The organism is Pseudomonas sp. GW-45 (assembly GCF_056896675.1).
Genome location: NZ_CM167674.1, coordinates 86,136 through 104,337 on the forward strand (window position 1 = coordinate 86,136; position 18,202 = coordinate 104,337).

Annotated in this window: 20 protein-coding genes; 7 read left to right on the top strand and 13 right to left on the bottom strand. The window is 57.7% G+C overall.

Going from position 1 to position 18,202, the window contains the following annotated elements:
* Positions 1-8 precede the first annotated feature (8 nt).
* Positions 9-977, bottom strand: coding sequence for a porphobilinogen synthase (hemB, locus tag AC1XYH_RS00355; RefSeq protein WP_483326426.1), 969 nt, complete (start codon positions 975-977; stop codon positions 9-11).
* Between the two features lie 107 nt (positions 978-1,084).
* Positions 1,085-2,317 (bottom strand): GGDEF domain-containing protein, encoded by a 1,233-nt coding sequence (locus AC1XYH_RS00360; RefSeq protein WP_483324699.1) that lies wholly within the window; start codon positions 2,315-2,317, stop codon positions 1,085-1,087.
* 384 nt (positions 2,318-2,701) lie between these two features.
* Here AC1XYH_RS00360 and AC1XYH_RS00365 point away from each other — a divergent pair, with 384 nt between their 5' ends.
* Positions 2,702-3,301 carry a DUF6436 domain-containing protein gene (locus AC1XYH_RS00365; RefSeq protein WP_483324700.1) on the top strand — a complete coding sequence of 200 codons (600 nt, stop codon included), beginning with the start codon at positions 2,702-2,704 and terminating at the stop codon, positions 3,299-3,301.
* Complete coding sequence (locus AC1XYH_RS00370) at positions 3,267-4,778, top strand: methyl-accepting chemotaxis protein (RefSeq protein WP_483324701.1); 1,512 nt, start codon at positions 3,267-3,269, stop codon at positions 4,776-4,778. Before AC1XYH_RS00365 ends, AC1XYH_RS00370 begins: the two co-directional genes overlap by 35 nt.
* Here AC1XYH_RS00370 and AC1XYH_RS00375 read toward each other — a convergent pair.
* Together AC1XYH_RS00375 and AC1XYH_RS00380 are read right to left on the bottom strand one after the other, a co-directional pair.
* Complete coding sequence (locus AC1XYH_RS00375) at positions 4,775-5,224, bottom strand: YaiI/YqxD family protein (RefSeq protein WP_483324702.1); 450 nt, start codon at positions 5,222-5,224, stop codon at positions 4,775-4,777. The two genes, AC1XYH_RS00370 and AC1XYH_RS00375, sit on opposite strands and share 4 nt — an antisense overlap.
* Positions 5,225-5,243: 19 nt before the next feature.
* Positions 5,244-7,154, bottom strand: a complete 1,911-nt coding sequence (locus AC1XYH_RS00380) for an ATP-binding cassette domain-containing protein (protein ID WP_483324703.1) — start codon at positions 7,152-7,154, stop codon at positions 5,244-5,246.
* 51 nt (positions 7,155-7,205) lie between these two features.
* Here AC1XYH_RS00380 and AC1XYH_RS00385 point away from each other — a divergent pair, with 51 nt between their 5' ends.
* Positions 7,206-7,700 (top strand): TIGR02444 family protein, encoded by a 495-nt coding sequence (locus tag AC1XYH_RS00385; protein ID WP_483324704.1) that lies wholly within the window; start codon positions 7,206-7,208, stop codon positions 7,698-7,700.
* Here AC1XYH_RS00385 and AC1XYH_RS00390 read toward each other — a convergent pair.
* The 7 genes from AC1XYH_RS00390 to AC1XYH_RS00420 form a co-directional block, all read right to left on the bottom strand.
* The gene (locus tag AC1XYH_RS00390; RefSeq protein ID WP_483324705.1) at positions 7,681-8,220 is read right to left on the bottom strand and encodes a hypothetical protein; all 540 of its coding nucleotides are present in this window, start codon (positions 8,218-8,220) and stop codon (positions 7,681-7,683) included. The two genes, AC1XYH_RS00385 and AC1XYH_RS00390, sit on opposite strands and share 20 nt — an antisense overlap.
* 16 nt (positions 8,221-8,236) lie before the next feature.
* On the bottom strand, positions 8,237-8,710 hold the full coding sequence (rsd, locus tag AC1XYH_RS00395; RefSeq protein WP_483324706.1) for a sigma D regulator: 474 nt from the start codon (positions 8,708-8,710) through the stop codon (positions 8,237-8,239).
* A 93-nt stretch (positions 8,711-8,803) separates the two neighbouring features.
* Positions 8,804-9,325, bottom strand: a complete 522-nt coding sequence (locus tag AC1XYH_RS00400) for a DUF3833 domain-containing protein (protein WP_483324707.1) — start codon at positions 9,323-9,325, stop codon at positions 8,804-8,806.
* An 18-nt stretch (positions 9,326-9,343) separates the two neighbouring features.
* The gene (locus AC1XYH_RS00405; RefSeq protein ID WP_483324708.1) at positions 9,344-9,853 is read right to left on the bottom strand and encodes a disulfide bond formation protein B; all 510 of its coding nucleotides are present in this window, start codon (positions 9,851-9,853) and stop codon (positions 9,344-9,346) included.
* 170 nt (positions 9,854-10,023) lie between these two features.
* Positions 10,024-10,512 carry a protein-export chaperone SecB gene (secB, locus tag AC1XYH_RS00410; protein ID WP_483324709.1) on the bottom strand — a complete coding sequence of 163 codons (489 nt, stop codon included), beginning with the start codon at positions 10,510-10,512 and terminating at the stop codon, positions 10,024-10,026.
* A gap of 61 nt (positions 10,513-10,573) precedes the next feature.
* A complete protein-coding gene (gene grxC, locus AC1XYH_RS00415) occupies positions 10,574-10,831 on the bottom strand; it encodes a glutaredoxin 3 (RefSeq protein ID WP_483324710.1) in 258 nt (85 codons plus the stop codon).
* Between the two features lies 1 nt (position 10,832).
* On the bottom strand, positions 10,833-11,255 hold the full coding sequence (locus tag AC1XYH_RS00420) for a rhodanese-like domain-containing protein (RefSeq protein WP_483324711.1): 423 nt from the start codon (positions 11,253-11,255) through the stop codon (positions 10,833-10,835).
* A gap of 246 nt (positions 11,256-11,501) precedes the next feature.
* Between AC1XYH_RS00420 and gpmI the strand changes: the two genes are divergently transcribed.
* The 4 genes from gpmI to AC1XYH_RS00440 all read left to right on the top strand — a co-directional run bounded on the left by gpmI (position 11,502) and on the right by AC1XYH_RS00440 (position 16,641).
* Entirely contained in the window at positions 11,502-13,037 is a 1,536-nt protein-coding gene (gene gpmI / locus AC1XYH_RS00425) for a 2,3-bisphosphoglycerate-independent phosphoglycerate mutase (protein ID WP_483324712.1), read from the top strand.
* Between the two features lie 32 nt (positions 13,038-13,069).
* Positions 13,070-14,320, top strand: a complete 1,251-nt coding sequence (locus tag AC1XYH_RS00430) for a murein hydrolase activator EnvC family protein (RefSeq protein ID WP_483324713.1) — start codon at positions 13,070-13,072, stop codon at positions 14,318-14,320.
* 68 nt (positions 14,321-14,388) lie between these two features.
* Positions 14,389-15,669: a S41 family peptidase gene (locus AC1XYH_RS00435; RefSeq protein ID WP_483324714.1), complete on the top strand. Its 1,281-nt coding sequence runs from the start codon at positions 14,389-14,391 to the stop codon at positions 15,667-15,669.
* Positions 15,670-15,696: 27 nt separating this feature from the next.
* Positions 15,697-16,641 carry a divergent polysaccharide deacetylase family protein gene (locus AC1XYH_RS00440; RefSeq protein WP_483324715.1) on the top strand — a complete coding sequence of 315 codons (945 nt, stop codon included), beginning with the start codon at positions 15,697-15,699 and terminating at the stop codon, positions 16,639-16,641.
* 14 nt (positions 16,642-16,655) lie between these two features.
* Here AC1XYH_RS00440 and hisF read toward each other — a convergent pair whose 3' ends face one another.
* Together hisF and hisA are read right to left on the bottom strand one after the other, a co-directional pair.
* Positions 16,656-17,429 (bottom strand): imidazole glycerol phosphate synthase subunit HisF, encoded by a 774-nt coding sequence (hisF, locus tag AC1XYH_RS00445; RefSeq protein ID WP_483324716.1) that lies wholly within the window; start codon positions 17,427-17,429, stop codon positions 16,656-16,658.
* A 32-nt stretch (positions 17,430-17,461) separates the two neighbouring features.
* Complete coding sequence (gene hisA, locus AC1XYH_RS00450) at positions 17,462-18,202, bottom strand: 1-(5-phosphoribosyl)-5-[(5-phosphoribosylamino)methylideneamino]imidazole-4-carboxamide isomerase (RefSeq protein ID WP_483324717.1); 741 nt, start codon at positions 18,200-18,202, stop codon at positions 17,462-17,464.

The window sequence follows — 18,202 nt, forward strand, 5'->3', positions numbered from 1 at the left end:
GGCCTCGTTCAGTTTGGTTGTCGCTCGCGCAATTGGCGCGCAGCGGTTTTGGCGAAGTAGGTGAGAATGCCGTCGGCGCCGGCACGTTTGAAGGCAATGAGGGATTCGAGAATGACCGCTTCGCTGAGCCAGCCATTGTTAATGGCAGCGCAGTGCATAGCGTATTCGCCGCTCACCTGATAGACGAAAGTGGGGACCTTAAAGCTTTCTTTAACGCGATGGACTATGTCCAGATAGGGCATGCCGGGTTTGACCATCACCATATCTGCGCCCTCAGCGAGGTCCGCCGCGATTTCCTGCAGCGCTTCGTTGCCGTTGGCCGGGTCCATCTGGTACGTGGATTTGTTGCTTTTGCCGAGGTTGCCAGCAGAGCCGACGGCATCGCGGAACGGACCGTAATAAGCGCTGGCGTACTTGGCAGAGTAGGCCATGATGCGGGTATGAATATGCCCTGCGTCTTCTAGCGCCTGGCGCATAGCGCCAACTCGGCCGTCCATCATGTCTGAGGGCGCAACAATATCGGCGCCGGCGGCGGCATGCGACAGGGTTTGTTTGACTAGAATCTCGACTGTGATGTCATTCATCACATAGCCTTGATCGTCGATGATGCCGTCTTGTCCGTGGGTAGTAAAAGGATCGAGGGCAACGTCGGTGATTATGCCTAGCTCGGGGAAGCGCGCCTTCAGAGCGCGGGTGGCGCGTTGAGCCAGGCCTTCGGGATTGTAGGCTTCAGCGGCGTCCAGTGACTTTTTATCCAGCGGTGTAACCGGAAATAGAGCGATCGCTGGAATCCCTAGTTCCACCAGTTCGGCTGCCTCTTCGAGCAACAGATCGATGGACAGCCGCTCGATGCCGGGCATGGAGGCGATGGCTTCGCGTTGCCCCTCACCTTCCAGCACGAAAACCGGATAGATTAAGTCATCGGTGGTCAGGGTATTCTCGCGCATCAGGCGACGTGAAAAGTCATCACGGCGCATACGGCGGGGACGGCTCAAGGGGTACGGGCGTGGAACAAAAGACTGGCTCACAAAAACTCCATTAGTGCGGTGGAATACGATCCACTATGCACCTATCTGGTTGACGTTTATACGTCCAGATTATGACGGAATTGTGACAATAGGCGTAATGCCATTTGGTCTTCGAGGTCTGCTCCAGGTGCTGGTGCGAGCTCGACGCGATTGCGGCCCAGTGCTTTAGCGCGGTACAGCGCAGCGTCTGCAGCGCCTAACAGGGTGTTGAAGTCGTAGCCGTGATGCTCTGAGCAAGCAACGCCCAAGCTAGCACTCAGCCAAACGGGTTTGGCGTCCTGCTCCCAAGGGTGGCTGCAAAGTCCCTGACGGATTCGTTCCGCCACCTGCGCCGCACGTTCGGTATCCAGACCGGGCAGAAGCAGGGTGAATTCCTCACCACCAAAGCGCCCCAATAGATCATCACTGCGTAAATATTGAGCAATGCTTGCTACCAGATGGCAGAGCACGGCGTCACCGGTTTGGTGGCCAAATTCATCATTGATGCGTTTGAAGTGATCGGCATCGACCATGATCAGCGTGATCGGCTGATCGCGCTGCTGCATCAGTTGCAATAGTACCTTGGCCTGTTCCTGCAGGCTGCGGCGGTTCAGCGTATTAGTCAGCGCATCGCGTTCGGATAGCCGATGCAGAGCTTCGGCGGTGCGGTAGTGGGTCATCAGGATGAAGCCGCTGGCCATGCCTATCTGCGCCACCATGGCGCCGAGTAGCGTGAGGCTTTGCAGTGGGCCGTTGAGCAGCGGGAAGTCGCCTTGCCAGCCAAATAGCGCTGCGAGGGGGCGGGCGATCAGGCAAAAACCGTATAGCAGCGCAATGCCGCCACTGAACCAGTAGGCGGTTCGTAGCGGCTGGGCAGCGCGGATCAATAACTCCTTGGCACACATCAAGCACAGGCCGCCGAGCGTTGCCGAGCTTATGGCATAGCGAATATCCAGCCGATCAACTTGAAAGCGGAAAAGCCAAAGCAGCAACATGACCGTTGCGGCAGCCAGAATGGGTCCCCACTGTGGCTGACTGCGGCCTTTGAATGCCCGCACGCCAAGCCAGATGACGCCGAGTCCGAGGGTCATTAAGCCGTTTGCGAGGATGATTGAGAGGCTGTGATGCAAATGTTGTTGATTGACGTTGAGTAACAGTCCGAGCATGAGTGCGCAGTTGCCCAGCGCCCAATGCCGCAAGCCTTGTTCGGTGCCGGCATGCCAAGCTGCTAGTGCAAGTAGCAGCGTCATGCTGAGTGTTACCAGCGTCAAGGTAACGGTTAGGGTAGTGAGATCGAGGGAGGCGAGCATGTGCAGAGATCGTCCTTGCGCGGCGATGTTGCTGCCGGCGCATTGCGTGGTCATCCATGGGGTGGCGAGGTCCGATTTGCCATCTATGGCGAACCGCGTTACCCGTGGAGGATCATCAGGGTAGCTATCTCAGGTTGTTGTAACGGTAAACCAAGCGCCCGTGACTGCAAAGAGTGCTGGCGGAGTGATGGCCAAAGTTGTGGAAGAGTTTGCACAAATTGATGTAAATCTTGCAGTTGCATTGCAGTAATCTCGGGTGTGACAATAATTCTTATACATAAGCTGTACGTTGATAGCTTGTGTTGTGCTAATGTTCGCGGCGCCAAACGGGATGGAAAGTCTGTGGCAAAATGCGGTGAGCATTCTACTTTCTGGATTTGACCTATGACTGTCTGGCCGCGCCGTTTCTTGACCCTGTTGTTGCTACTGGTTTGGCTGGGCGGGCTGGTGTGGGCTTTTTGGTGGTTTGAAGCGCGCTATATTAAGTCGTTTGAGCGGCCGGTGTTTTTTCAAGGTGAGGCCGTGAAGCCACCTTTCGCGCCGGGGCATGTACAAGTTTTGCATGTTTGGCAAGCGGTCTGTCCGTGCAGCGCAGGGCATGAAGATTATGTCGACGAAATGACCCAACGCTTTGCTGCGCAGGGCGTACAGTTCGCGCGTTCCGGTCAGGCTACCGTTGAGGGTCTGACCGATGGCCTCAAGGCGCTGCCTTATTGGCCGATACCCGAGTTATGGGCCGACTGGCCTGGCGCCCCGTCTATCGCCATTTGGGATGCCGAAGGAAATCTGGCCTATGTAGGCCCCTACAGTGACGGAGCGCACTGTACAACCGACAGCAGTTTTGTCGAGCCAGTGGTGCAAGCCCTGCTAGCAGGACGCAAGGTAGCAATCACTCGCCAGGATGCGGTGGCTTGTTTGTGTGATCTTGATCCTGGTGAGGGGTCTATCGATGAATCCAACAGTACCCCAGTCTCTGAGCCTTGATGCCCATTACCTGCAAGCTGACCGTGTCATGCTGGGTGTGCTCTGGCTATGTATGCTCGCGTCCTTGGCCTTGGCCTCCTGGTATGGTACCTGGGCTCAGACGCTAGTCGTCGGTGGCGGCACTTTATTGGCTATGCATGGCTTGCATGCGCTAGGCAAGGGTGGCCGGCTGTTTCGCTGTGCGATGGGCGCTGCTTTTATGGTGATGGCCGCACTGCATATCAATCAAAGCCACGGTACGTTGGAAATGCATTTTTCCATTTTCGTATTGTTGGCTTTTCTTATTTATTACCGAGACTGGCTGCCAATTCTGGTGGCGACGCTGGTCATTGCGATTCACCATTTCATGTTTTTCTATCTGCAATCACAGCAGCAGGGCGTTTGGCTGGCGCAAGGGGTGACCTTTGGCCTGGTATTTGTGCACGCAGGCTATGTGGTGGTGGAGGCAGCGGTGCTGATTTATTTGGCGCAACTGGGCTATCGCGATGCGCTGGAGGGTGAGGCCATGGGCCGCGCAACGGCGATGATGATGGCCGAGGGGGAGCGAGTAGACCTGACTTATCGGGTACCGATGCGCACTCCCATGGTTGACTCATTCAATCGATTTGTCGACGGGCTGGATCTGATGGTGGCGGATGTAGGCGATAGCCTGCAGCGCTTGAGCGATGTGGGTCAGGCGGTTACCGGGAAATCTGACGTGGTTCGTCAAAGTGCCGAGCGCCAGCAAGATGAAACCCAATACATGGTCCAAGCGATGCAGGAGCTTAGTCATGCAACTGCCGACGTTGCACGCAACGCCGCAGATGCGGCGAAAGCCTCTGAAGATGCCGATGGCCATGCCCAGCAGGGGCATAGGGCAATGCTGGACATCCGTCAGGAAGTGGGTTCTCTGGAAGAAAATATTCGTCTTACCAGCACTGCAGTTAATGGCGCCGCGCAATTGGCGATCGATATTGACCAAGTGGTTGATGTCATTAAGGGCGTGGCCGAGCAGACCAATTTGCTGGCATTGAATGCGGCCATCGAAGCAGCGCGTGCGGGAGAGCAGGGCCGTGGCTTTGCTGTAGTGGCCGATGAAGTGCGTAACCTGTCGCAGCGTACGGCGCATTCGACTGCCGAAATCCAGGACTTTATGTCGCGTTTGCAGCACGCCTCAGAAGAGGCGCGCGGCGCCATGCAGCGCAGTCAGGCGTCGGTTGATCGGTGTCTTTCGGTTACCGAACAGAGTGCACAAATTCTTTCCGGCATAGTTGCCGAGATTGCCAATATCGCCAGTCTCAATAGCACCATCGCGGCAGCTACCCATGAGCAGGCTACCGTTGGTGATGATGTGGCCAAGCATCTACAGGGCATTGGCGACATCGCCATTGCCAACGCGGATCAGGCGGTCGAATTGGCGGGCCTGGCGAGTGAGTTGGAGGCCGTTCGTGGGCAATTGAACGGCGAGGTTAGCCGGTTTATTACCAAGCGCGGCTAGCTCCCGCGCGTCAGCAGTCGATCAAGAGCATTGGCAAACGCCTGTTTGTCTTTGTCGCTGTAGGGGGCAGGACCGCCGCGGCCGGCCAGACCAGCGCCGCGCAGCTCATCCATCAGGTTGCGCATGGCTAGGCGGTCGCCGATGCTGGCTTTGTCATAGATTTGGCCGCGTGGGTTTATCGCGGTCACATGGCGGTCGACCAGGCCCGCTGCCAGGGGAATATCGGCGGTAATTACCAAGTCGCCGGGGCGTGATTGCTCGATGATGTAATGGTCGGCGGCATCCGCTCCGGCGGAGACGGTGACCTGGCGTATGCCAGGCCCGGGCGGCAATTGTTGAGCGCTATTGGCGACTAATACCAATTCGATTTGCTTACGACGTGCAGCCTTAACCGCCACATCGCGTACCGGTCTGGGGCAGGCGTCGGCGTCAATCCAGAGAATCATACTGAACTCCGCTGTGCGCTCATTCGTCCTGCAACTCAGACTGCAGGCTATCCAGTTCTTCGTGGGCTAGCAGCCACGACTCTTCCAGCTCGTCGATGCGTTGTTGGCAGCTCGCTTGTCGGGCCAGCAATTGCTTGAGGTTATCCTTGTTGTTGGCCTCGTAAACGCTGGGATCACCGAGTTCTGCTTCCACTCCTGCATGTTCTTGATTGGCGCTGGCCAGCTGCTGCTCCAGTTTATCTGCCGCCTTTTTCAGCGGCGCCAAGCGCTGTCGCAGCTCCGCCGCGGCGCGGCGTTGAGCTTTGGCATCCACTTTGGGAGCGTTGCTGGTTTCTGGCTGCGCTGCAGCCGCCTGTTGTTGTCGGAACTGGGCTAGCCAACGGGTATAACTGTCCAGATCATCGTTGTAATTGATTACTTTACCGTCGGCAACCAGCCAAAGCTCATCGGTGGTATCGCGAATTAGCGCGCGGTCGTGCGATACCAGCAGCATGGCGCCTTCAAAGGCCTGCAGGGCGATGGTCAGGGCGTGGCGCATTTCCATGTCAAGGTGGTTGGTTGGCTCGTCCAGCAGCAACAGGTTGGGTTTTTGCCAGGCAATGAGCGCTAACGCCAAGCGAGCTTTCTCACCACCAGAGAAATGCTCAACCGCTTGATCTATGCGATCCCCTTGAAAGGCAAAGCCGCCGAGGAAGTTGCGCAACGTTTGCTCGCGCTCGTCCGGCGCCAGCCGCGCCAGATGCAGCAGAGGGCTGGCCGCGGCGTCGAGGCTGTCGAGCTGATGCTGGGCAAAGTAACCAATGGACAGGTGCTCGCCGGTTTTTAGCTCGCCGGCAATCAACGGCAGATCACCGGTGAGAGACTTGATCAGCGTCGACTTGCCCGCGCCATTCGGGCCGAGCAAGCCGATACGTGCCCCTGGGGCGAGCTGCAGCTTAACGTTCGCGAGTATGCCGTTGCCTTCATAGCCTAGCTGGGCTTTGTCCAGATCCAGCAGCGGGGTAGACTGATTGGTTGCCTCACGGAAGCTGAAAGAAAACGGCGAGTCGATGTGTGCAGGCCCCAATTCTTCCATGCGCTCAAGCGCTTTCAGGCGACTTTGCGCCTGCTTGGCCTTGGTGGCCTGCGCGCGAAAGCGGGCGATGTAGCGTTGCATATGCTCGCGCTGTGCCTGCTGCTTCTCAAAAGCCGACTGCTGCTGTGCCAAACGCTCGGCGCGGGTACGCTCAAACTGGCTGTAAGCGCCGCGATAGAGGTTTAGCTTCTGGCCTTCAACATGCACGATATGCTCGACTACCGCATCGAGAAAATCACGGTCGTGGGAGATCAACAGCAGGGTGCCGGGGTACCCGCGCAGCCAATCTTCCAGCCAGAGAATAGCGTCCAGATCCAAGTGGTTGGTAGGCTCATCAAGCAATAGCAGATCTGATGGTCGCATCAACGCTTGGGCCAAATTGAGACGCATGCGCCAACCGCCTGAAAAGTCGCCCACTGGGCGATCGCATTGCTCGCTGGTAAAACCGAGGCCGGCTAATAGCGTGCGTGCGCGGCTGTCTGCGGTAAAACCATCGTGACTTTCCAGCTCGCCATAGATGATGCCAAGTTGTTCAGCGGCCTGTTGCGCCTCTGCTTGCTGCAGGCGGTGCTGAATGTCGCGTAGGCGCAAGTCGCCGTCGAGTACGTAATCGACCGCTAGCCGGTCCAGGTTCTCGATCTCTTGGTGCATGTGGGCAATGCGCCAGTCTGCAGGCAAGCTGCAGGTGCCGGAGTCCGGCTCCAGCTCACTGCGCAGGAGTGCGAACAAGCTTGATTTGCCGGCGCCATTGGTGCCCAGCAAGCCGACCTTCTGGCCGGAATGCAGGGTAAGATTGGCATTGTCGAGCAGCCGCAGGGGGCCGCGTTGTAACGTAAGCGATTCGATAGTGATCATGCGGCGGAGTATATCAGCGCGCCATGCTGCTGTGAGCAGCGGGAGAGATGAATGAGTGAAGATCGTAACGGCTTGACTGAGTGGGCGCTGGATTGTTATCGCCAGCCCGGCGTAATGCCGAGCCTGCTGGCCCTGCAAGATGAGTTTGAGTTGGACGTTTTGCTATTGCTGACGACAGGCTGGCTTTGGTCGTGCGGGCGTAGTTTGCCATCTGGGCAGCTGCCTCGCTTGGTGGCGCAGCAGTTGCCTTGGCAGCAGCAGATAGTTGCACCTTTGCGCCTGGTGCGCCGCAATCTAAAGCCGGATGTTGAAGCCCAAACGCTATACCAACAGGTTAAAGCGGTTGAGTTGGACGCTGAGTTATTGCAGTTGGGGCGTTTGCAGAAATACGCAGAGGATCTATCTGCGTCGCAGGCGGTGGCACTGCTGGATCAACTGTGGGCGTTGTCTGTGGCGCAGAGAGGTATCGAGGCGGATACGCGGCTGCAGAGCCTGCTAGAGCAGTATGCAGCCGCGATTACTTGTTTTAGTTCGCCGGCGGTGTAGTGGTTTTCGGCTTGCGCGCGCGCGTGGGTTTTGTATTGTTGCGTGGCGTCGCGGGGCGACGGGCGCGCGGTTTGGCCGCTGGTGCGGGGGTATCGCGTTTCTCCAGGGCTTGGCCGACCTGGCTGTCAATACGCTCCAGTCCTTTGGCTAGCCGCAGTGTCTGGCGCACGTCGCTGTTTAACTGCTTGATGTAGCTTTCTGCCTTCTGGCGGGCTTCATGCAGTTCGAGTTTCGCGGCTTCCAGTTCGCCTAATTTCTTACGCGTTTTGTTAGCGGGCTTGTCGGGTTGCTCGGTCTCACGGGCAGCCAGTTTTTGCTGCGTCTGGCTGAGCTTGAGCTCAAGCTTTTCCTGCTGGCGCTGCAGCTTGTCCATTACTTTTTGTGCATCCTGCTCGGCCTGGTTGCAGGCACTGGCGAGATGCTCATTCAGTGTTCTGGTCAGGGTCTGCAGCAGGTGCAGAGGATTGGATACTTTGTCGCCGGCTTTGGGAGCCTTGGTGCTGTTGTCGGTGCTGGTCACTGGCGTTTCCTGTGGCTCAGACGGTGCTGAGCATGTCCTTGTGAGCGGTGTGCAGTACTTCGATCAGGCAGTCTTCCAGCTCAAAGCGCTCATGCAGCAGGCCGCCAAGGTGCTGTAGGCGAGTTTGCATGGTGTCTTCTTCGACGCCGCAATCCGGCTGGCCGTAGGTATCGTTGAACGTGACCGCCTCACGGGTAATGGTTTCGATGCGCGGGTAAACCTGGTGGGCGAGGTCAATGCCCCGCTGGTCCTTAAAGTCTTCCGCTTCACGCATCAGCTGCTCGTAGATTTCAAAGTGCCCAGCCGAAAGGTAGTCGACCAAGGCATCGCAGAACGCAGCGAGTTCGTTGTCTGGGGCGCTGGTTGGCGCTTGGCGCTTGCGCAGCTGGGTGTGAGTGACTACTAGCTGCTTGCGCTCGGCAAGCCAGCGGTCTATTAGCTGGTGAACGCCGCCCCAGCGCTCCTGAGAGTTTGTGCAACTGTCCAGCATCTTCCACCTCGTCGTACTTGTGCCGGCGCACCGGCTATGTGGGTGTATCGGGTGTCTCTGTCGCAACAGAATAGGCCACTCGATGGCTGTGCTTCAAGGTTTATAAAAGCTGAGTGTAATGCTGCCGAGATTAATTCCCCATTTGCTCATGACCGCGCGGTTGAGCATGACGTTTTCGTCGATCAGGTACATACGGTCGTCGAGGTCGACCAGCCAAGTGCGGCCGTCTACTGGCAGGCGCAGCGTGTAGCGCCAATGGAAGGCGTTACCGGCGAGCATGCCAACGGCAGTGCCTTCAACATCATCAGCGGTGCCTTGCCAGCTGCCATCTGGCTGAAGGGTTAACGTCCAGACGCGACGTTCGGTGCTACCGTCGGAATAGGTGAAACGCTCGTCCAGTGTGCCGGTGTCGCCTTTCCATGTGCCGGTCATCTTGACGTGAAAACGCTTTATGGCGTCGCCGCTGCGATCCTGGAACATACCCCAGGCTTCTAGGTCGCCGTTGAGGTAATCCTGCATCGACAGTTTTGGCGTCTGCTGGGCGTATTGCTCAACGTCCGGGCTAGCACAACTGGCCAAGGTGCAGCATAACAACAGGATTAATAGCTTGTTCACGGGCTGCTCCTCTGGGGGTCAATCGATTCGGCGGACAACTTGCATTAAGCCAAATACGCCAAAACAAACGAATGCGATTAGCGTGCCCTCGGCGATGCTCAGACCGAGGAATGTCCAGGTCACTTCAGCACAGTCGGCGGTGCCGCTGAAGACCAAGCTGAGGGTCTCCTCAAAGGGCAGTTCTTTCAGCATATAATCCAACGGCAGCATACACGTTGGCAGCTCATCCGCGGGCAGATGCTGCAGCCAGACCTGGCGTGCGGCAGTGACACCGCCGAGTAGGCTGAGGGCCAAAGTAAGGGCCCCGTATATGCGGGCTCCGGTGCGTTTGCCGTTGCGGGGTTTGGGGTTATGCAGCACTGCGGCCAGGCATAGTAGCCCGATCAGGATGACCGCCACGCGCTGGATTATGCACAGGGGGCAAGGTTCCAGGCCGACCACGTGCTCTAGATACAGGGCAGTGCCCATCAGCAGCACACAGACAATGAAAGCAAGTAGATAAAGGGGGCGTGAGGCAGGCAGGGTCATGCGATATTCCGTCTTCTGCAAAATTGCGGTTGCCTACCTTAGAGCATGCGCTGTATGGGGCACAAGGCAAAAGTCGGTTTCTGTGAGTTGGTTTTTGCAGGCGATGGCGAGCGGGGATAAAAGGTGTGGCGCGCCCCGCGCTGGCGTAGGGCAGCACCACTCCCAGTCGATCAGGCGGTACCGGCGGCTTCTTCGGTGCGGCGCTGCTCTGCTTGAGCGTAAAGCGCGTCGAAGTTGACCGGTGACAGCATCAGCGGAGGGAAGCTGCCACGCAGAACCAAATTGTCGATAGCCTCACGTGCGTAAGGGAACAGAATGTTAGGGCAGAACGCACCCAGCGTGTGACGCAGTGCTGCTTCATCCAGGCCATTGATAGCGAAGATACCAGCCTGCTGCACTTCGGCGATGAAGGTGGTTTCATTTTCGCCGTTGGTCACAGTCGCATTCAGGGTCAGCACGACTTCGTACATGCCTTCCTGCAGCTGGGTGTTACGGGTGTTCAGATCGAGATTGACCTGCGGATTCCACTGGGTCTGGAATACGCTTGGCGCCTTGGGTGACTCGAAAGAGATATCCTTGACGTAGATGCGCTGCAGGCTGAACTGCGGCTGGCTGGCTGCGCCGTTGGCGGCTTGATTATTCTGGTTTTCGTCGGCCATGCTCGGTCCCTATTTAAAATGCTCGTTAGTGTGGTTTAAAGCGTTGTATACATCTGGCTGATTACCCTGCCAGCAGGCCGTTCAGTTGTCCAGCACGCTCGCAGGCAAACAGCTCGTCGCAGCCACCGATATAGGTGTCGCCGATCCAGATTTGCGGGACCGACGTGCGACCACCGGCCAGGCGGGTCATTTCAGAGCGAATAGCCGGTCTTCCGTCGACGCTGATCTCTTTGTAATCCGCGCGCTTTTTGTCGAGCAGCTGCTTGGCACGAATACAGAACGGGCAATAATTGCTGCTGTAGATAACGACTTTGGCCATGTTATTTCACCAGCGGAAGGTTGTCCGCGCGCCAGCTGCCAATGCCACCAGACAGGCGGGCTACATTCTCGTGCCCGGCTGCTTTGAGTTGCTTGGCGCAACCCCCGGCGTGTTGGCCTGCAGCGCAAACCAAAAGCAAGGGCTTGCCTTTGTGCTTATCCAATTCGCTGAGACGAGTGGTGAGGCTGTCGAACGGAATGTTAAGTGCGTCGACGATATGCCCGGTCGCAAAGTCTTTCTTTGAGCGCAAATCCACCACTACGGCGTTTTCGCGGTTGATCATGGTAGTCGCTTGCTGAGTGCTAACAGCCGTGCCGGATTTGCGCCCTTCGGTGAACAGTAGCAAGCCAAGTACCACAAGGAATGCGGTGGTCAGCAGATAATGGGCGCTGATGAATTCAATCAAGTGTTGGAGAAACTGCATTGGAGATGCTTCCGAAATCGATAAAGGGGGCGAGTATACACCAAGGCTGGCCTCTAGGAGCGAGCGCTGGTCCGGCGGAAATAAAAACGGCTGCGGCGTGCCGCTAAGCCTCCGTTTGGCTGAGGCGGAGCCGAGCATGACAGCTGGGGGCTCGACAAGTAAACTGTGGCTCTGATTTTGTCGCCTGGCGCAGCCCTGGTTGGCTGTGGTCCTCTTCGCCCAATTCAACCTGTGAGTTAATTCAGTATGACAGTAGCCCCTAAGCCCGTAGTGCTCATGATTCTCGATGGTTTCGGTCACAGCGAATCACCGGAATCCAATGCCATCATGGCGGCCAATACCCCGGTTTGGGACAAGCTGTGGGCTAACGCTCCGCACACACTGGTGTCAGGCTCGGGTATGGACGTGGGGCTGCCGGATGGGCAAATGGGCAATTCCGAAGTTGGCCACATGAACCTCGGCGCCGGGCGCGTGGTGTATCAAGATTTCACCCGCGTTACCAAGGCGATCACTGATGGTGACTTCTTTACTAATAAAACTATCTGCGCCGCGGTGGATAGCGCGGTGAGTGCCGGGCGCGCAGTGCACATCATGGGTTTGTTATCGCCGGGCGGAGTGCATAGCCATGAAGAGCATTTGGCGGCCATGGTCGAGCTGGCGGCCAAGCGCGGTGCTCAACACATATATGTACACGGTTTTTTGGATGGGCGTGATACGCCGCCAAGAAGTGCTGCGCCGTCACTGCAATTTATGGAAGACACCTACGCCCGCTTGGGTAAAGGTCGCACGGCCAGCCTGATTGGTCGTTACTTTGCGATGGACCGCGATAACCGCTGGGACCGAGTTGAAGCCGCTTACCGTTTGATCAGCGAGGGGCAGGGCGAGTTCTCTGCGCCGACCGCCGCTGACGCGCTGAATGCAGCCTACGAGCGCGGTGAAAACGACGAATTTGTTAAAGCGACGAGTATTGGCGAGGTTGTGCGGGTTGAAGATGGCGATGCGGTGGTGTTCATGAACTTCCGTGCCGATCGTGCCCGTGAGCTAAGCCGCGCTTTTGTTGAGCCGGGCTTCAACGGCTTTGCGCGCTCGCGCGAACTGAACATGGCTGGTTTCGTCATGTTAACGCGCTACGCTGCCACTATACCTGCGCCCTTCGCCTATGCGCCGGAATCACTCAATAACGTGCTGGGTGAGTATCTAGCGAAGCAGGGTAAAACCCAGCTGCGCATCGCTGAAACTGAGAAATACGCCCACGTAACTTTTTTCTTCTCTGGCGGACGCGAGGAGCCGTTTGAAGGTGAGGAGCGCATTTTGATTCCTTCGCCACAGGTAGCTACTTATGACCTGCAGCCAGAAATGAGTGCCCCTGAAGTGACCGATCGTATTGTCGAGGCGATTGAGCAGCAGCGTTATGACGTAATTATTGTTAACTACGCGAATGGCGATATGGTCGGCCATACTGGCGTGTTCGACGCCGCCGTTGCAGCGGTAGAGTGCCTGGATGAGTGCATCGGCCGTATTGCCGCAGCGCTAGATAAGGTCGGTGGCGAGGCGCTGATTACCGCCGATCACGGCAACGTCGAGCAGATGGCAGACGACTCAACCGGCCAGGCGCACACTGCGCACACCTGCGAGCCGGTGCCTTTTGTTTACGTAGGCCCGCGTGCTGTAGAGCTGCGTGATGGCGGGATACTGTCCGATGTGGCGCCAACGGTACTGACGCTGCTGGGTTTACCTCAGCCGGAAGAAATGACCGGCCGCTCGATTGTGACGCGGCTCTGAAGCTTGTTTATCTTGAATGGAGGGCAGGGCCAATGGAGTGGCTGTTGACACGAGTGCGGTTAATGGGCCGACCTTTGGCTGCTGCTGCGTTCAGCGCGCTGCTGCTCTGCGTAGCGCTACCGGCTCACGCGCAGCAGACTGATTCGCGTGCGGCACGAGCTGATTTGGAGAAAACCCAAGCGGATATTCAGCGCCTCAAGGATATGCTCAAGGGCCTGGAAACAGAAGTTTCGGGGCTAGAGTCAGAGCTCAAGGAAAGTGAGACTGATATCGGACGCTTGAAGCGCGAAAGCTCCGAACTTGAGCAGCAGATCCGCGACGGTGAAACTCGCCTGCTTGATCTGCGTGATCAAGCCAAAGCACTTCAGGCCTCATTGGCAGCGCAGCAGGAACAGATAGCGCAGCAAGTGCGGGCAGCTTATATGGCCGGCCAGCAGGGCTATCTCAAGGTGCTGTTGAATCAGGACGATCCGGCTCGCATGGCTCGGATGATGCGCTATTACGAGTACGTGGGGCAGGCGCGCGTTGAAGAAATCAATCGTTTCAACGATACCCTCAAGCAGATTCAGCTCGCCAGTGCTGAGATAGTACGCGAGCAGGCGGCATTGCAGAGCGCACGGGAAGATTTGGCGGTGCGCGAAGTGGCAGTTAAAGCCCAGCAGCAAAAACGTACTCAACTACTGGCGTCGCTGCAGGGGCGTAGTCGCTCGCAGGCCGAAAAGCTCTCTGCGCGCGAAGCCGAGCGGGCGGCTTTGAACAAGCTGATCAAAAAGCTGGATGAAGCTATTACCAGCCTTGCCATGCCATCCCCGCCGCCAGCATCAACGGCGAACCAAGGTGTAATACAGACTCCGGGCCAGCCGACAGCGGGCAATCTGGCCTTCGCACAGGCACGCGGAAAAATGCCGCTGCCGGTTCGCGGACGCATTGCTTCACGCTATGGCAGCCAGCGTGGCGGCGACTCCCGTTTAAAGTGGGATGGTTTGCTGATTGCCGCGCCGGTAGGCACCCAGGTCAATGCGATTCATGGCGGCCGTGTCGTCTTCGCCGATTGGCTGCGGGGCTCAGGCCTGCTACTGATTCTGGACCACGGCAACGGCTATCTGAGTCTTTATGGACATAATCAGACGCTGCTGCGCGACGTGGGCGCAATGGTGCAGCCAGGTGAGCCGATCTCCACCGTCGGTAATAGTGGTGGTATATCCGAACCATCGCTGTATTTCGCCATTCGCCACAAGGGTCAGGCGCTCGATCCATTGGCGTGGTGTATGCTGTCGGGATGATGCCATGCGTGGTTTTGGCTGCGTTGCAGCCGAGTCGCCGTCCGCTTTTCTTGCGTTGGGAGAGTTACATGATTGCAGTGCGTAGTCTGTTAGTTGCCGGCTTGAGCCTGAGTCTCAGTCTGGCCCCTGTGTATGCGCAAGAGGCACCACAGGAGGCTGCCGCACCCCTGCCGTTGAATGATCTACGTACCTTTGCCGAGGTGTTCGAGCGTATTCGCACTGCTTACGTCGAGCCGGTTGATGACGCCACGCTGCTGGAGAACGCGATCCGCGGGATGCTCGAAGGGCTGGACCCGCACTCGGCTTATATGGGGCCGGAGGAATTTGCCGGACTGCAAGATACGACGCAAGGCCATTTCGGTGGCTTGGGCATCGAAGTGGGGCAGGAGGATGGCTTTCTCAAGGTAGTGTCGCCGATTGATGATACTCCCGCCGCAGAAGCCGGGATCGAGGCGGGCGACCTCATCGTCAAGATCGACGATCAGCCGGTTAAAGGTATGAGCCTGATGGATGCCGTCGACAAAATGCGCGGCGATCCAGGCACTAGTATTCGTCTAACCTTGGTGCGCAATAATGGCCGCCCGTTCGAGGTGACGCTGAAACGCGCGATCATTAAGGTCAAGAGCGTAAAGTCCGAGCTACTTGAGCCCGGATACGCTTACCTGCGGGTGACTCAGTTTCAAATCAATACCGGTGACGAAGTGCGCACCAGCCTGAACCGCTTAAAGGCAGATGGTGAGCTCAAAGGCTTGGTGTTGGATCTGCGTAATAATCCCGGCGGCGTGCTGCAGTCCGCTGTTGAAGTGGTCGATGCCTTCGTCGATAAAGGCTTGATCGTCTATACCAAAGGTCGCATGAGTAACTCAGAGATGCGCTTCAGCGCAACCAGCAACAATCCCTCTGGCGATGTTCCGCTGGTGGTGCTGATCAATGGCGGCTCGGCTTCTGCGTCAGAGATTGTCGCCGGCGCGCTGCAGGATCTGGGGCGTGGGGTGATCATGGGTACTGACAGCTTTGGCAAGGGCTCGGTACAGACAGTGCTGCCGCTGAACAACGACAGTGGCCTCAAGCTCACTACGGCACTTTATTACACGCCCAAGGGGCGCTCGATTCAGGCGCAGGGCATAGTGCCGGATATTCGCGTTGAGCGTGCGCACCTAACGTTGGATGAAGGCGAGATCAGCTATCGCGAGGCCGATCTGGCTGGCCACTTGAACAATGCTAGTGGTAATGAGCGGCCCACGTCATCGACTAGCCACGGCGACAGTCCACTGGCCGATGACTACCAGTTGAGCCAGGCGGTCAGCTTGTTGAAAGGTTTGAATATCGCCCGCGATCGCGTGCAGTAAGTTCTGCGGGTGACGGTGTTGGTTAAGGTGGCTGCGCGTATTCGCGCGCGCGGCTTGGGCGTGGGCTTTGCGGGTGTCTTGCTGAGCGCTATGTTATTGGTTGGTTGTTCGGAAGAAGAACCACCCGAGGCTGAGGCTCCGACTGAGGTGCAAACCGATACAGGGGCGATGGGAGAGGTTTTGCCGTCGCTGCCTGTAACGCTGGAGTGCCCGGTCCCAGTAGCTGATCCGCTTGTAATTGAAGACATTGTGCTCGAACCTGCCGAGCAAGCGCTTGCTGAAGCGCCCGCGCCTGCCGCTCAAATACCTAAACTCAGCATCATCATTGATGACATAGGTCGCAACCGTGCAGCGGGTGAGCGGGTGATCGCCCTGCCGGGGCCGGTTGCTTTGGCTATTATGCCTTTTACTCGTAATGCGCAGGCGCTGGCGCAGCTGGCCGCTGCGGCTGGCAAACCGGTCATGCTGCATCTGCCGATGGAAAATATGGCTGGACTGGCGATCGGCGAGGGCGGCTTAAACACACAAATGGAGCGCGCGGGTTTTGATGCGCAGTTGCAAGCCAGCTTAAATGCTTTCAGTCCGATTCAGGGCGTCAACAATCACATGGGCAGTAAGCTAACCGCAGATCGCGAGCGCATGGATTGGCTGATGGCGCGACTGGGTGAGCGCAAACTGTTTTTTGTCGACAGCCGCACCACTAAAGACACTCAGGCTGCCTTCGCTGCGCAGGCAAAGGGTGTGGCGAGCGTATCGCGTGATATCTTTCTGGATAACCAGCGCAATGATATTGACCTGGAACGCGAGTTCAAACTGGTGCTGGCGCGAGCCCGCAAGCAGGGTTCAGCGGTGCTGATAGGCCATCCCTATCCGGAAACCCTGCGCTTTCTTGAGCGGCGTTTGCCCGAGTTGGAAGCAAAAGAAGGGGTGCGGCTGGTCAGCGTGCAGACGCTGCTGTCTCGCGCGCAATAAGCTAAAGCGTCTGTTTACAAGCGCATCTCAATACCGCGCTCGGCCATATAAGCTTTGGCTTCGGCGATGGTGAACTCAGCAAAGTGGAAGATGCTGGCGGCCAGCACTGCGTCAGCGCCGCCTTGGGTTACACCGTCAGCTAGATGCTGCAGGTTACCAACGCCGCCGGAAGCAATCACGGGGATGTGCAGCGCGTCGCTGATGGCGCGAGTAACGCCCAGATCGTAGCCGCTCTTTACGCCGTCCTGATCCATGCTGGTCAGCAGAATCTCACCGGCGCCCAGTTGTTCCATCTTGCGTGACCATTCAACGGCGTCCAGCCCGGTAGGCTTGCGACCACCGTGGGTAAAAATCTCCCAGCGGCCCGGTTCGCCCGGCGCAGAAACACGCTTGGCATCAATGGCGACCACGATGCACTGCGAGCCAAAGCGATCCGCCGCTTCACCGACGAACTCGGGGTTGAACACCGCTGCGGTATTGATCGAGACTTTGTCTGCGCCGGCGTTTAATAGGTTGCGAATGTCCTGCACGGTCCGCACGCCGCCGCCTACTGTCAGCGGGATGAACACCTGGCTGGCCATACGCTCGACCGTGTGCAGCGTGGTATCGCGTTCCTGATGGCTGGCGGTAATGTCGAGAAAGGTGATTTCGTCTGCGCCCTGCTCGTTGTAGCGGCGAGCGATTTCCACCGGGTCACCGGCATCGCGAATGCTTTCAAACTTAACGCCCTTCACCACGCGACCGTTGTCTACGTCCAGGCAGGGGATGATGCGTTTTGCCAGTGCCATGTCAGAAGCTCCAGAACGAGGTGGAAAGGCGATTAGCGTGCCGCATGCTCATCGCACAGGGCTTGGGCGACGGCAACATCCAGCGTGCCTTCATAAATGGCACGGCCGGTGATGGCGCCGATAATGCCAGGCGTGGTGGTATTCAGCAGCGTCTGGATATCGCCCAGGTTATGGATGCCGCCGGAGGCGATCACTGGAATCGATGTGGCATTGGCCAGTGCGGCAGTGGCTTCGACGTTGCAGCCCTGCATCATGCCGTCTTTGGCGATGTCTGTGTAGACGATGGCTGAAACGCCGTCGGCTTCGAATCGTCTAGCCAGATCGATCACTTGAATATCGCTTACCTCGGCCCAGCCGTCGGTAGCGACAAAGCCGTCTTTAGCGTCGAGGCCAACAATAACTTTGCCCGGGAAGGCGCGGCAGGCTTCAGCGACAAAAGCCGGCTCCTTGACTGCTTTGGTGCCGATGATCACATAGCTTACGCCGGCCTTGATGTACTCCTCGATGGTTTCCAACGAGCGAATGCCGCCGCCAATCTGGATTGGCAGGTTAGGGTAGCGCTTAGCAATCGCGGTGACTGCGGCGCCATTGACCGGCTTGCCCTCGAAGGCGCCATTCAGATCGACCAGGTGCAAGCGGCGGCAGCCGGCTTCTACCCATTTGGCAGCCATGGCGACGGGGTCATCGGAGAAGACGGTTGCGTCGTCCATCAAGCCTTGGCGCAGGCGCACGCAGGCACCGTCTTTGAGGTCGATAGCGGGAATGATGAGCAT

What these genes read in the sequence shown, in the direction of transcription:
- hemB (WP_483326426.1), bottom strand. Translation starts at nt 977, where the DNA reads ATGCGCCGTGATGACTTTTCACGTCGCCTGATGCGCGAGAATACCCTG.
- AC1XYH_RS00360 (WP_483324699.1), bottom strand. Translation starts at nt 2,317, where the DNA reads ATGCTCGCCTCCCTCGATCTCACTACCCTAACCGTTACCTTGACGCTG.
- AC1XYH_RS00365 (WP_483324700.1), top strand. Translation starts at nt 2,702, where the DNA reads ATGACTGTCTGGCCGCGCCGTTTCTTGACCCTGTTGTTGCTACTGGTT.
- AC1XYH_RS00370 (WP_483324701.1), top strand. Translation starts at nt 3,267, where the DNA reads ATGAATCCAACAGTACCCCAGTCTCTGAGCCTTGATGCCCATTACCTG.
- AC1XYH_RS00375 (WP_483324702.1), bottom strand. Translation starts at nt 5,224, where the DNA reads ATGATTCTCTGGATTGACGCCGACGCCTGCCCCAGACCGGTACGCGAT.
- AC1XYH_RS00380 (WP_483324703.1), bottom strand. Translation starts at nt 7,154, where the DNA reads ATGATCACTATCGAATCGCTTACGTTACAACGCGGCCCCCTGCGGCTG.
- AC1XYH_RS00385 (WP_483324704.1), top strand. Translation starts at nt 7,206, where the DNA reads ATGAGTGAAGATCGTAACGGCTTGACTGAGTGGGCGCTGGATTGTTAT.
- rsd (WP_483324706.1), bottom strand. Translation starts at nt 8,710, where the DNA reads ATGCTGGACAGTTGCACAAACTCTCAGGAGCGCTGGGGCGGCGTTCAC.
- AC1XYH_RS00405 (WP_483324708.1), bottom strand. Translation starts at nt 9,853, where the DNA reads ATGACCCTGCCTGCCTCACGCCCCCTTTATCTACTTGCTTTCATTGTC.
- secB (WP_483324709.1), bottom strand. Translation starts at nt 10,512, where the DNA reads ATGGCCGACGAAAACCAGAATAATCAAGCCGCCAACGGCGCAGCCAGC.
- grxC (WP_483324710.1), bottom strand. Translation starts at nt 10,831, where the DNA reads ATGGCCAAAGTCGTTATCTACAGCAGCAATTATTGCCCGTTCTGTATT.
- AC1XYH_RS00420 (WP_483324711.1), bottom strand. Translation starts at nt 11,255, where the DNA reads ATGCAGTTTCTCCAACACTTGATTGAATTCATCAGCGCCCATTATCTG.
- gpmI (WP_483324712.1), top strand. Translation starts at nt 11,502, where the DNA reads ATGACAGTAGCCCCTAAGCCCGTAGTGCTCATGATTCTCGATGGTTTC.
- AC1XYH_RS00430 (WP_483324713.1), top strand. Translation starts at nt 13,070, where the DNA reads ATGGAGTGGCTGTTGACACGAGTGCGGTTAATGGGCCGACCTTTGGCT.
- AC1XYH_RS00435 (WP_483324714.1), top strand. Translation starts at nt 14,389, where the DNA reads ATGATTGCAGTGCGTAGTCTGTTAGTTGCCGGCTTGAGCCTGAGTCTC.
- hisF (WP_483324716.1), bottom strand. Translation starts at nt 17,429, where the DNA reads ATGGCACTGGCAAAACGCATCATCCCCTGCCTGGACGTAGACAACGGT.
- hisA (WP_483324717.1), bottom strand. Translation starts at nt 18,202, where the DNA reads ATGCTCATCATTCCCGCTATCGACCTCAAAGACGGTGCCTGCGTGCGC.